Source organism: Cerasicoccus maritimus, assembly GCA_031296935.1.
GTDB lineage: Bacteria > Verrucomicrobiota > Verrucomicrobiia > Opitutales > Cerasicoccaceae > Cerasicoccus > Cerasicoccus maritimus.
Genome location: JAVDPD010000002.1, coordinates 171,344 through 183,364 on the forward strand (window position 1 = coordinate 171,344; position 12,021 = coordinate 183,364).

10 protein-coding genes are annotated in these 12,021 nt (G+C 59.7%); 6 read left to right on the forward strand and 4 right to left on the reverse strand.

Translation table 11 applies throughout. The features are described 5' to 3' along the window. Positions 1 to 28: 28 nt before the first annotated feature. The 3 genes from purL to purS form a co-directional block, all read right to left on the reverse strand. Positions 29 to 2,344, reverse strand: coding sequence for a phosphoribosylformylglycinamidine synthase subunit PurL (gene purL, locus RBB62_RS01255; protein ID WP_309396218.1), 2,316 nt, complete (start codon positions 2,342 to 2,344; stop codon positions 29 to 31). A 103-nt stretch (positions 2,345 to 2,447) separates the two neighbouring features. Next, complete coding sequence (gene purQ, locus RBB62_RS01260; protein WP_309396220.1) at positions 2,448 to 3,122, reverse strand: phosphoribosylformylglycinamidine synthase subunit PurQ; 675 nt, start codon at positions 3,120 to 3,122, stop codon at positions 2,448 to 2,450. 18 nt (positions 3,123 to 3,140) lie between these two features. Then, positions 3,141 to 3,380 (reverse strand): phosphoribosylformylglycinamidine synthase subunit PurS, encoded by a 240-nt coding sequence (purS, locus tag RBB62_RS01265; protein WP_309396222.1) that lies wholly within the window; start codon positions 3,378 to 3,380, stop codon positions 3,141 to 3,143. Positions 3,381 to 3,753: 373 nt separating this feature from the next. Here purS and RBB62_RS01270 point away from each other — a divergent pair, with 373 nt between their 5' ends. Further along, positions 3,754 to 6,261: a DEAD/DEAH box helicase gene (locus RBB62_RS01270; protein ID WP_309396224.1), complete on the forward strand. Its 2,508-nt coding sequence runs from the start codon at positions 3,754 to 3,756 to the stop codon at positions 6,259 to 6,261. Positions 6,262 to 6,288: 27 nt separating this feature from the next. Here the strand turns inward: RBB62_RS01270 and cls are convergent, their stop codons facing one another. Next, on the reverse strand, positions 6,289 to 7,752 hold the full coding sequence (gene cls / locus RBB62_RS01275; RefSeq protein WP_309396226.1) for a cardiolipin synthase: 1,464 nt from the start codon (positions 7,750 to 7,752) through the stop codon (positions 6,289 to 6,291). Between the two features lie 241 nt (positions 7,753 to 7,993). Here cls and RBB62_RS01280 point away from each other — a divergent pair, with 241 nt between their 5' ends. The 5 genes from RBB62_RS01280 (at position 7,994) to RBB62_RS01300 (ending at position 11,991) form a co-directional block, all read left to right on the forward strand. Next, positions 7,994 to 9,277 carry a hypothetical protein gene (locus RBB62_RS01280; RefSeq protein WP_309396228.1) on the forward strand — a complete coding sequence of 428 codons (1,284 nt, stop codon included), beginning with the start codon at positions 7,994 to 7,996 and terminating at the stop codon, positions 9,275 to 9,277. 62 nt (positions 9,278 to 9,339) lie between these two features. Further along, on the forward strand, positions 9,340 to 9,843 hold the full coding sequence (locus RBB62_RS01285) for an FMN-binding protein (RefSeq protein WP_309396230.1): 504 nt from the start codon (positions 9,340 to 9,342) through the stop codon (positions 9,841 to 9,843). Continuing rightward, positions 9,840 to 10,610, forward strand: a complete 771-nt coding sequence (locus RBB62_RS01290; protein WP_309396232.1) for a PepSY domain-containing protein — start codon at positions 9,840 to 9,842, stop codon at positions 10,608 to 10,610. The genes RBB62_RS01285 and RBB62_RS01290 overlap by 4 nt, the downstream gene beginning before the upstream one ends. Beyond that, positions 10,607 to 11,572, forward strand: a complete 966-nt coding sequence (locus RBB62_RS01295) for an FAD:protein FMN transferase (protein ID WP_309396234.1) — start codon at positions 10,607 to 10,609, stop codon at positions 11,570 to 11,572. The genes RBB62_RS01290 and RBB62_RS01295 overlap by 4 nt, the downstream gene beginning before the upstream one ends. A 173-nt stretch (positions 11,573 to 11,745) precedes the next feature. Further along, the gene (locus RBB62_RS01300; RefSeq protein ID WP_309396236.1) at positions 11,746 to 11,991 is read left to right on the forward strand and encodes an FAD:protein FMN transferase; all 246 of its coding nucleotides are present in this window, start codon (positions 11,746 to 11,748) and stop codon (positions 11,989 to 11,991) included. The last annotated feature ends 30 nt before the right edge of the window (positions 11,992 to 12,021 follow it).

The following is a 12,021-nucleotide window of genomic DNA, read 5'->3' on the forward strand; positions in this document are numbered from 1 at the left end:
GATCGTGTGACGCCCTGATAAGATCGTTTTAGATCTTCATTGCTTGCGGGATGGCGTCATCCCAAGCCTTGCGCAGCTCGTTGCTGTCCCACTGGATTGGGTTTTCCAGATTTGGGGCTTCGATGTGCAAGATGCCTTCGTCGTTGGCTTCGCCCAAGATGTCCGCATGGATGTCGTAACGCTCTGCATCGTGGACTACGTGGTCTGCCTTGTTGGCGTCGACTGCCAGCAGGATGCGGCCTTGGCTTTCTCCGAAGAAGAGAGTGTCCCAGCGGTCGATCGGCAAGTCTTCTAAATTGAGGTCTGCGCCGAAGGTCTTACTCTTAGTGAAGAGCATTTCACAAAGGGCCACGAGCATGCCGCCTTCGGAGACGTCGTGCGCAGCATGGATGCGGCCCTTTTGAATCTGGATTTGCAGGAAGTCCATCAGCGAGGCTTGCTTCTCAAGGTTCATTGCGGGTGGCTTGCCGGTCTTGAGGTCCTTAATCACGCGCAGATAGGCGCTGCAACCTAGCTCATCGGCGACATCGCCGAGTAGGATAAAGGCTTCGTTGCCCTTCTTGATCAAAGACGGCGTGATGTATTGGCGGCTATCGATGATGCCGACTACGGACACGACCGGCGTTGGGTCGATCTTGGACTCCTGATTTTCGTTGTAGAGGCTGACGTTGCCGCCGACGACTGGGACATCGAAAAATTCGCAGGTTTCAGCGAGACCGCGCACTGCTTCCTTGAGCATGTAGAAGGACTCGGGCTTGTTGGGGTTGCCGAAATTAAGGTTATTCGTCATCGCGAGCGGGCGGGCGCCTGCGCAGGCCAGGTTGCGAATGGCCTCGGCAACTGCAATCTTGCCGCCCTCGTAGGGATCGGCCCAGCAGTAGCGGTTGTTGCAGTCGTTGGAAATGGCAATGTATTTATCTTTGTCCGGGCCGCCGCAGCGCAGGCGGATAACGCCAGCGTCAGATTCGCCTGCGTGCTCTACCGTACTGGTCATCACCATTTGGTCATATTGACGATAGATCCAGCTCTTGTTGGCGATTGTCGGGTCGGACAAAAGCTTGGGCAGGGCTTCGGCAATGCCTGTTTCGGTCAGGTCATCGATTTGCTCAGGGGTCCAAGTTTGGATTTCGTCGAGATAGGCGGGGCGCTTGGCTTCCGGGTCGTTGAGCGGTGCTTCTTCGGTCAGGTCGTAGGCTGGGATGCGGGCAACGACTTGGCCGTGCTGCTTGACGACCATGTCCGTGCCATCGATGACAGCGCCAACCTTGGCCGCGTGGAGGTCCCACTTTTCAAAGATTTTCTCGACTTCTTCTTCTCGGCCAGCCTGCACGATAACGAGCATGCGCTCTTGCGATTCGGAGAGCATGATTTCGTAGGAGTTCATGCCGGTTTCGCGCTGCGGCACGAGGTCGAGCTCGATTTCAACACCGGTGTTGCCGCGGGCTGCGGTTTCGCAAGTGGAGCAGGTGAGGCCTGCGGCACCCATGTCCTGAATGCCAACCACCAGGCCATCGACGGCCATCATTTCGAGGCAGGCTTCCATCAGAAGTTTGCCCATGAAGGGATCACCCTTTTGGACGGCAGGGCGGTCAGCTACTGATTCTTCGGAGAGTTCTTTGGATGCGAAGCTGGCACCGCCGAGGCCGTCGCGACCGGTGGCTGCGCCAACGTAGTAAACCGGGTTGCCAACGCCGGATGCAGCGCCGCGCTTGATTTGATCGTGTTTGAGTACGCCGAGGCAAAGTGCGTTGACCAGCGGGTTGCCTTCATAGCAGTCGTCGAAATAGACATCTCCGCCGATGTTCGGGATGCCCACGCAGTTGCCGTAGTGGCTGATGCCGTGGACGACGCCGCGCATGATGCGACGCGAGTCGGCGGAATCGAGCTTACCAAAGCGCAGGGAGTTAGTGAACAACACTGGGCGGGCGCCCATAGTGAAAATGTCGCGCAGGATGCCGCCTACGCCCGTTGCCGCGCCTTCGAAGGGCTCAACTGCACTGGGGTGGTTGTGCGACTCGATTTTGAAGCAGATCGCAAAGTCGTCACCTACGTCGATGACGCCAGCGTTCTCCTCGCCTGCCTTGACGAGGACCTTGTTGCGCGAGTCTTCGTCAAACTTCTGAGTGGGAAACTGCTTGAGCAGCTTACGGGAGTTGCGGTAGGAGCAATGCTCGGACCACATGACACTGAAGATGCCGAGCTCGGTTAGGTTCGGTTCACGACCCAGGATTTTCTTGATCAACTCGTAGTCGTCAGTGCTCAGGCCGTGTTTCTCCACTAGCTCGGGAGTGATGGGGACGTTTAACGTTGGATCTGGATTGGGCGCAGGTGCTTCGGTGGCCATGGAAACTTAGGAATTTGTCGATTTTCGGATGTCGGTTTTCAATCGTCAGTTGGGGGATTCACTTTTAGAGAATTGAAAACTGACTTGGGTCATTGGTAATTGGCTATGCTTTCTGGCGGGCCATTTGGGACTTGAGGAACGCCTTGATGACGCCGATGCCGTCACGGCTGGGGTGGAGGTCTTCCACTGCGCGTTCGGGGTGCGGCATCATGCCAAATACATTGCCATTCTTATTACGGATGCCAGCAATGTCAGCTTTAGACCCATTTGGATTATTTGCGTAACGGAAGAGGACTTGGTTATTCGCTTCGAGTTCGGTCAAGCCAGCGTCATCGATGCGGTAGTTGCCTTCGCCGTGGGCGATTGGAATGTCAATGGTTTCGCCGAGGCTTTCCTGGTTGAAGTAGTCCATACTGTCTTCGACCTTGAGGGACGCAGTCTCGCAGACGAACTCCATGCCTTCGTTGCGCACGAGGGCTCCTGGTAGTAGGCCAGCTTCGCAGAGGATCTGGAAACCGTTGCAAATACCGATGACTGGGCCGCCGTTATTGGCGAACTCGATGATGGACTTCATGATTGGCGAGAAGCGGGCAATCGCCCCACAGCGCAGGTAGTCGCCATAGGAAAAACCGCCCGGCAGGACCACGCACTCCGCCCCGGCCAGGCTGGGCCGCTTATGCCAAAACAGGCGACTCGGCTGGTTGAATACTCCCGCGAGTGCGTAGTAGGCATCGCGGTCGCAGTTGGATCCGGGAAATTGGATAATTGCGATCTTCATCTGGGCGGGGCTTTCGTTCTAAGCGAGCTCGTAGCGGAAATCTTCGATGACGGGGTTGCAGAGCAAGCCGTCACATATCTGGTCGAGTTGGGCGCGCAGCTCGGGTGTGTCGGAACCATCGATCTCGAATTCCACTGTCTTGCCAACGCGCACATCATTACTGGGGGTGAGTCCCAGATGTTCCATTGCATGGCTGACTGCGGCGCCTTGGGGATCGAGCACTGTTTTCTTTGGAGTTACAAATACCGTGACCTTCATGGCAATAGTTGTGCGGCTCTCTGCGCGCCTGACAAGCGTTATTCGTGCTGTCGGCAGGAATAAAACGCTTTCTTCTGCGAGCTGAGACCCATCATGCTTAAGAAATGGGACATTTGACGGTGGTAGATTGAGAATAACGAAACGTGAATTGCTCCGGGGCGTCGCCCATGTGAGTGGAAGAAGTTGAATTATGAGCACTGCTCTAGCCATTGGGCTGGAGTATCAGTTTTTTCTGAGTAGTATTTTTATGCGCTTCTTGAAGATGGAATGTTCCAGCTGTTGAGCGAATTTCAGGTTTTAATGGCGTTTTAAACGCCCTGGTTTAGAGCATTAAGTATTGGCATCGGCGTAAAGTTCGCCATCCAAACATGGGATGACCCAAGGTCCCACGCTGCAAAGCCTACAGATTTCTCCGGAAGGAGCGCCGCTGCATTGGCGTGTCCTGCTGCCGCCGAATCTGCCGCAATGCGCGCCGAAGGATCGCATTCCCGTGAAGCTGGAGGCCGTCGTCGATGGGGAAATTTACCCGCCGGAGCGTTTGCCCAAGCGCGAGTATTGGCCCGAGCCGCCGCACATCCTCGCCGCCATGCTCATCGAGAGTTGGACCGGCGGCAAGGCGCCCAGCATGATGCAGCTTACGCGCGATCAGCTCAGCCAGCTCTTGCAACCGCTGACCGGTGAGGATGCGGTGTTCTCGTTTCGCAATCCCAAGGCGCCGCTGGCGTGGGTCGATGGCAAGTTGCCGGACGTGCATCCGCATATTCAAGTGGAGGCCAAGGCGCCGCCGCCGAAGCAGGCAACGCCCAAGCCGCAACCGACCTTAACCAAGTCCAAGCGCAGCCGCGAAATGGAGCGCGACCTCTCGCCGATGGAAGTCGATGGGTCGACGAATTACTTGGCCATCACCTTGCCTTCGCGCGAAAGCATCATCTACGAAGAAGCGCTGGAGCTGCTGAAGAGTCACAGCTTCAAGCTCGAGCCCAGCAACCGCAAATGGTGGCTGCGCGACCGCCATAAGACGCTGCAGTTTTTGGCCGAGCACTGGGACCGCCTCAAGCATCACTACCGCGCGAAGTTCACGCCCAATTTTAAGAAATACACCAAGAAGCTGAAGCCGCTCGAAGCGCGGGTGCACTTGCGGAAAGATGGCGATGATTTCATTGCGGACGCCGAGCTCGCGGCGCCGGGCATCGAGTCCGGGCAGATCGCGCAGGCGCTCAACAAGGGGCAGCCTTACTTGGAAACGCACAAGGGCGTGTTCCTGCTCGACCACGGCAAGCTCAACACCATGCAGGAAGCGCAACGTCGCTTGACCGGCAATGCGGACCGCCTCGTGACCCCACGTGTCACGAAGCGCATCTCGCGCGAAGAGGCCGCTGCGGTTAATACACAGCTTGAGGCGTTGGACCTCGCCATCGAAGCGCCCGAAGAGTGGAAACGTCGCAGTGGCGCCCTGAGCGATCTCACCGCCTTGCAAGCGCCGCCGACAAACGAGGCTCTGATGAAGCTGCTGCGTCCTTACCAGGCAATTGGCGCGGCGTGGCTCTGGCATCTGTATTCGAATGAGCTGGGCGGCATCCTCGCGGACGAGATGGGCTTGGGTAAGACGGTCCAGGCCCTGACGCTTCTCTCTGCGATACAAAGTGAAACCGGCAAGCCCTGCCTCGTCGTTTGCCCGGCAGGTCTCGTGGAGAACTGGCGACGCGAAGCGCGCAAATTTGCGCCCGAGATGAAGGTCTTCGCGCACCATCGCAACGAGCGCTTGAACAGCGCCGAGCATGCGAGCGAATTCGGGCTCGTCATTACGTCTTACAACACGTTGGCGCGGGACACGGACCTCTTTCACGCCGCGCCCTTCGCCGTGGTCGTGGGCGATGAAGCCCAGCACGTGAAGAACCGCCAAACGCAAAACGCCAAGGCGCTGCGCGGCCTGCAGGCGCGTCGTCGCTTCTTGCTGACGGGCACGCCGGTGGAGAATTCACTCGATGACCTCGCGGCGTTGTTTGAGTTCGTGTTGCCAGGCTACGTGCAGCCGCCTCCCGCCGGCGCCTCGCGTGAAGAGAAGGAGTGGCATGCCGCGCGCATTCGCGACCGCGCCGCGCCTTACATCCTGCGCCGTTCAAAGAAGGATGTGGCGCCCGAATTGCCGGAGAAAATTGAGCAGGTCTTCTACTGCGAATTCAATGACGCGCAGGAAGCTTTGTATCGCAAAGTTGAAGAGACTGCGCGCCGCGAAGTGTTCGAGCTCGAGATGGCCAACGCGTCCGAGGGCAAGCTCCGCGTGGCGGCGTTTAAGCAACTCTTGCGCATGCGCCAGACGTGTATTGATCCGCGCCTCGTGGACAAGGAAGCCGAAGAGGCAATTGCTTCAACCAAGCTCGACGCCTTCCGCGAAATTCTGGAAGAATCGCTCGATGGCGACCACCGCATGCTGGTGTTCTCGCAGTTTACCGCGGCCCTGGCATTGCTGAAGGAAGAGCTGGAAGCGCAGAAGATTCCGTATCTCTACATTGACGGGCAGACGAAAAACCGCGCCGCGCTGTGTGAGCAGTTTAACGAAGATGATGAGATCCCGGTGTTCCTGATTTCGCTCAAGGCCGGTGGCACTGGTTTGAATCTAACCGGTGCGGACACGGTCGTCCATTACGACCCGTGGTGGAACCCGGCAGTCGAAGCGCAGGCAACGGACCGAGCGCACCGTATTGGCCAGACACGCACGGTGACGAGCTACAAACTCATCGTCTCCAACTCGGTCGAAGAGCGGGTGCTCTCGATGCAGCGTGAAAAGGCAGCGTTGCTTAAGGATCTCTTTGAGGCCAGCGAAGCAGCGAACTCGAAGATCGGCTTTGCGGACATGAAGGCGCTGATGGGCGAAGATTAACTTTGCGACGCAAAGTAACTTTGTAATCTAAAGCAACGGGCTGGCCAGGCGCACGATGTTTTCCAGGACGCGTTCGCCTTTCGGGCGGGCGTCCCAGTCGTGCTGGCAGAGTTCTTCGCTTTGCTCGATGTATTGGCGCTGCTGGTAGCAGAGCTGGTCGCAGATGGCGTGGTTGTAAACAAAGAGCGTGACTTCGTGGTTGAGCCACACGCTGCGCATGTCGAAGTTGACGGAGCCGACGAGGCAGAATTCTTTGTCCACGGAAATGGTCTTGGCGTGCAGCAGGCCTTCTTTGAAGCGCATGATGCGGACGCCGGCGGCGAGGAGGCTGTCGTAGTGCGAGCGCGAGGCGTAGCGGACGAGCCACGAGTCGTTGCGCGCGGGAAGAATGACGGTCACCTTCACGCCGCGGGCGGCGGCGGTGCGCAGCGCGGTGTGGAGCGCGTCATCGGGCACGAAGTAGGGCGTGGTGATGGTCAGCTCTTCGCGGGCGCTGTAGATCGTAGTCAGCAGCAGTTGGTAAATGGCGTCCGGGTAAAAGCCTGGGCCCGAGGGCACGACTTGCACCATGGCCGGCCCCTCGGCAGGCTGGCGCTTGACGCCGGGGTCGTCGTGCAGGTCGACTTCACGGCCTTCGGTTTCGATGTCCCAGTCTGCGAGGAAGGTCGTGGCGAGCACCTCGACGGCGGGGCCTTGCACGCGCACCATGAGGTCCACCCATTGGCCGACGCCGGCATCCTGCTTGAAGTAGCGCGCGTCCACGAGGTTGAGGCTGCCGGTGTAGGCGGTGTGGCCGTCGATGATGACGATCTTGCGGTGCAGGCGCAGGTCCTGGCGGCGGAAGACCGCGCGGAGCACGCCAGCGGGGAGCGCTTCGATAATTTTCACGCCGGCCTTGCGCGCACGTTTGCAATTGGCGGACGCCAGAAATTCTTTGCTGCCCACGGAGTCGAGGAGCAATCGGCAGGTAACGCCGCGCTCCTGGGCCTTGATCACGGCTTCCAGCACCTCGTCGGCCACGCCGCCGTTATGCCAGATGTAGAACTCCATGTAGAGCGATTCTTCGGTGCGCTTGATGTCCTCGATGAGGGCGCGGAGGACGCCTTCGCAGTCGTCGAGCAGCTCCAGACGGTTGCCGGGCAGGGTGGGTGTGCCTTCGGATTTCGCGGCGAGCCGGTCCAGGTATTTCGCGGCGTCGGGCGCGTGCTCCCAATTGACCTGGTAGCCTTCGGACAGCGATTGAATCCACTCTTTGTAGGGGTTAATCAGCTCCTTGATGCGGCGCTCGCGTCGCTTGCCCAGCCGCATTTCCCCGAGGATCAAATACATGCCCACGCCGAAATACGGCAGCAGCAGCATCACGCTGACCCATGCCAGTGTGGCGCCGATGTTGCGCCGCTTCATAATCACCCGAAAGCTGAAGCCCAGCGATAGCGCCCAGTGAAAGAGGATTGGTGAAAACAACCAGAGGCTCTCGGATTCGTCCTGCACGATGCTTTGTTACAGATTGACGGGCGTTGTGGGAAGATAAAACGAAAATCCCTAGTGAGAGTAGGCGCATTAGGGCCGTTTGTCCGTGGTAATGGCTTAGATTAATTTTTCTTCACGAAGGGGCTTGACGCTTTGTTAATGAGACGCACTCTCGCGCTCTTTCCTGCGACCGTAACTCAGTCGCGGAAAACTCAGCCACGACCGCAAGTTATCAAACTCCAAAACGAAACTACCGAACCTGATGCACTCCAAACTGAAACTCTCCACCGTTCTATTGAGCGGCGCGGCTTTTGCCAGCGCGCTTTACGGCCAGTCCGGCGACATGCCGTCGGCCGAGGAAATGTGGAAAATTATCCAGCAGCAGCAAAAGCAGATCGAAGCCCTGCAAGCCAAGCTCGACGAAAATTCCGCCGCCGACGCCTCCACCAAAAGTGATGTGGCCAAGACGCAGAGCGACCTCAAGGAAACCCGCGAGCAGCTCGACATGACGGCCGACGCCGTCGACCGCAGCCTCACGCCGGGTGTTGAAACCGAGGGCAAGGGCTGGTCGCAGCGCACCACGATTGGCGCCTACGGCGAGCTGCACGCCAACTTCTACTCCAACGCGCAGAACAGCATCGATTTCCATCGCTTCGTGCTGATGGTCAATCACGACTTCAACGAGAACATCCACTTGTTCACGGAAGTCGAGCTGGAGCACGCCCTCGCGGGCAGCGGCAAGCCCGGCGAAGTCGAGCTGGAGCAGGCGTTTGTGGAGTTCGACATCGGCGACCAAGCCTACGCCGATGTGGGTCTTTTCCTGATGCCAGTCGTTGGCCTCAACCTCTACCACGAGCCGACCACGTTCTACGGCGTGGAGCGCAATGGCGTGGACAGCCGCATCATCCCGACCACCTGGTGGGAAGCGGGCGGCCAGGGTGGCTACCGTTTTGACAACGGCATCTCGCTGGTGGGCTCCGTGACCTCCGGCCTCGATGTCAACCCCGCCACGGGTAACATCCGCTCCGGTCGCCAAAAGGTCGCCAACGCTGCCTTTGACGATGTCGCCTTCGCGGGCATGGTGACCTACACCGGCACGCCCGGCCTGAACCTCGGTGCTTCCGTTTTCGTGCAGGATGACATGGCTCAGACTTACAACGGCCGCCTCTCCGGCGTGTTGACTGGCCTCTACGGCTCCTACACCTGGGAAGGTTTCACGATCAAGGGTGAATACGCCCGTTGGGACCTCTGGGGCAACAGCGCGCTGCCGTCGACCGCCAAGGAGCAGTGGGGCACCTACATCGAGCCGTCCTACCGCTTCAAGATCGACGATACCTTCGGCGACCTCGGTTTCTTCTACCGTTTCAGCTATTACGAATACCAGTCCAACGCCACGTTCTTCTCGAAGAACACCGTGCAGTCGGTTGGTTTCAACTACTGGCCGATCGACGACGTCGTCCTCAAGGCGGAATACCAATACACGGGTGAAGCCGACGACTTTGCCGGCGACAACGTCATTAGCCTTGGCTTCGGTTTCGTCTTCTAAGACAGTCTCCAGCCTGATTTATGACTTCGCCGCAGCGAATTTTTAACCGCGCGATCCGAGCAGTGTTTTTACTGCTCGGATTTTCGCTTTGTGCCCATTCGCTGCGGGCTGAGGATGTTTACCTGGAGCCCGAGGCCTTTATTGAACGTAGCTTTGAGGGCGAGCCGGAGAAGAAAGCGCTCTGGCAGAAAGACGATCTCAAGGAGGAAATTCAGCGCATTTTTGGCCGCAAATACCCAGGCCTGCGCATCCGCTACTGGCGCGAGGGCAACCGCACGGCGTGGATACTGGAGGAGATTGGCAAGCTGAAGCCGATCACCACGGGTTTCCTGATCGAAGACGGCGTGATGCTTGAGATGCAGGTGCTGATCTACCGCGAAAGTCACGGCTGGGAGGTGCGTTACCCGTTCTTCAGTGATCAATTCAAAGGCCTCACGCTGGAGGGCGACACCGACGAGCTGAGCAAGCACATCGACGGCATTTCCGGCGCGACTTTGTCCGTCAATGCGCTCTCACGGCTGGCCCGCCTGGCGCTTTATCTGGACAAGGAGGTCCGCGCACAATGACTTGGCGTGCCCTTCGTCGCAAGCTGCTCGCGTTCCACCGTTGGCTCGGTGGGCTCTCGGCGCTGTTCCTGATCGTCGTGTCGCTGACCGGCCTCGCGCTCAACCACACCGAGCTGCTCGGCTTGGACAACGTCGCCATCCGCTCGTCTTTTATTTTGAAGCGCTACGGGATGAGCACCGGCGCGGACATCGTTTCGGCACCGCTGAAGTCCGGTGAGTTTATTTCCCGCCTTGGCGGGCGCATCTACCTAGGCACTGAGCCGCTGGCCATTGGCGGGGCGCTGCTCGGTATCCGTGAAGAGGCCGACTACGTGGCCGTCGTGACCGATGCGGACATTCTGTTGCTCACGCCGGATGGCGAGCTCGTCGAGCAGCTGGAGCTTAGCTCCCTGCCAATGGAAACCGTGACCGCCGTTGGCGCGACGTCTGCTGGCGCACCTGTCCTCGTGGAGGCCGACAAGGTGTGGCTCGTCATGGATGACTGGCTGGATTTTGAGCCCTACGCGGGTGACTACTCCGTGGCCGCGCTCAAGACCACGCCGCTGCCGGACGCGCTGCGCGCCGAGCTGCTGAACAGCTTTCAGGGCGATGGCGTTCCGCTCTACCGGGTGGTGCTCGACCTGCATTCTGGCCGACTCTTTGGGTGGCCCGGGCGCACGCTGATGGACCTCTCTGCGGTGGCGGTGATCATCCTCGTCAGCACGGGCCTCGTCACCTGGCTGCGCACCGCGCGTGGCCGTGGCAAGAAAGAGGAGGCCGCGCAATGAAGCGTCGCCGGTTCATCAAAATCATGGCCGCCGGCGTGGCCGGGCTGTCGGCTTCCAGTCTGCTGGCCAAGGTGGGCAGCGGCAGCGCATTACGCGAGTTTAGCTGGAATGGCTACTTGATGGGTGCTGAGGGCGGCTTCCGCCTCTATGGCGACAACGCCGCGCGCGCTGAGGCGGTGATTGAGCGCTGTTTTCAGGAGATCCGCCGTCTGGAGAAAATCTTCAGCCTCTACGACGCCGAGTCGGCGCTTTGTCGGCTGAATCGCGACGGGCGGATGAGCAATCCGCCGGCGGAGCTGGTCGAGGTGTTGCGCGCCTGCCTGCGCGCCCATCGCGATACCGGCGGCGCTTTCGATCCGACGATTCAGCCGCTCTGGAAACTATACGCGGACCACTTTGCCCGCCTGCCGGATTGCCCGCAGGGGCCGTCGCAGGCCGAGCTCGACGCCTGCTTGGCGCGCATTGGCCTGCGGCAAGTCGAGGTCGACGCGGCGGAAATTGCTTTCGCTCATGCGGGCATGGCGCTGACGCTCAATGGCGTTGCTCAGGGCTACATTACCGACCGCGTGGCGGACATCCTGCGGGCCGAAGGCTACACGAACGTCATTGTGGAGCTCGGCGAAACCCGGGCGCTCGGCCCGAAGCCCGACGGCGAAGCCTGGCGTCTTGGCGTGATCGACGCCCGCCAGCGCGACCAGCTTTTTGACGTGGTTGAGCTACAGGAGCGATCCCTCGCCACGAGCGGCGGCTACGGCACGTATCTCGACGCTGCACAGCGCTTCCATCACCTGCTGGACCCGCGCACTGGCAAGCCGGGAATGGGCTGCGCCTCAGTCAGTGTCCTCGCGCCGACAGCTTTGCGCGCCGACGCCTTATCTACGGGCTTTTGCCTGATGCCGCCCGCTGTGGTGGAGTCCCTCGCCCGCCGCGACGCGAGCCTCGACGTGCTGGTGCAGGGGTAGGGTGCTGCTTTTGGCGGTAGATACTCTGTCATCGCGGGTTTTATCTATCTCGAAAAGGTAGGGACGGTTGCCTCAACCGTCCGCCACGCCTGAGTCGCCCATCGGATGGAACCGGACGGTTGAGGGCAACCGTCCCTACCTCGCCAGCGCGACCAGCTGTTTGACGTGGTTGAGTGCAAGAAAGGTCCCTCGCCACGAGCGGCGGCTACGGCACGTATTTCGACGCTGCACAGCGCTTCCATCACCTGCTGGACCCGCGCACTGGCAAGCCGGGAATGGGCTGCGCCTCAGTCAGTGTCCTCGCGCCGACAGCTTTGCGCGCCGACGCTTTATCTACGGGCTTTTGCCTGATGCTGCCCGCGGTGGTGGAGTCCCTCGCCCGCCGCGACGCGAGCCTCGACGTGCTGGTGCAGGGGTAGGGTGCTGCTTTGGGGGCGATACTCTGTCAT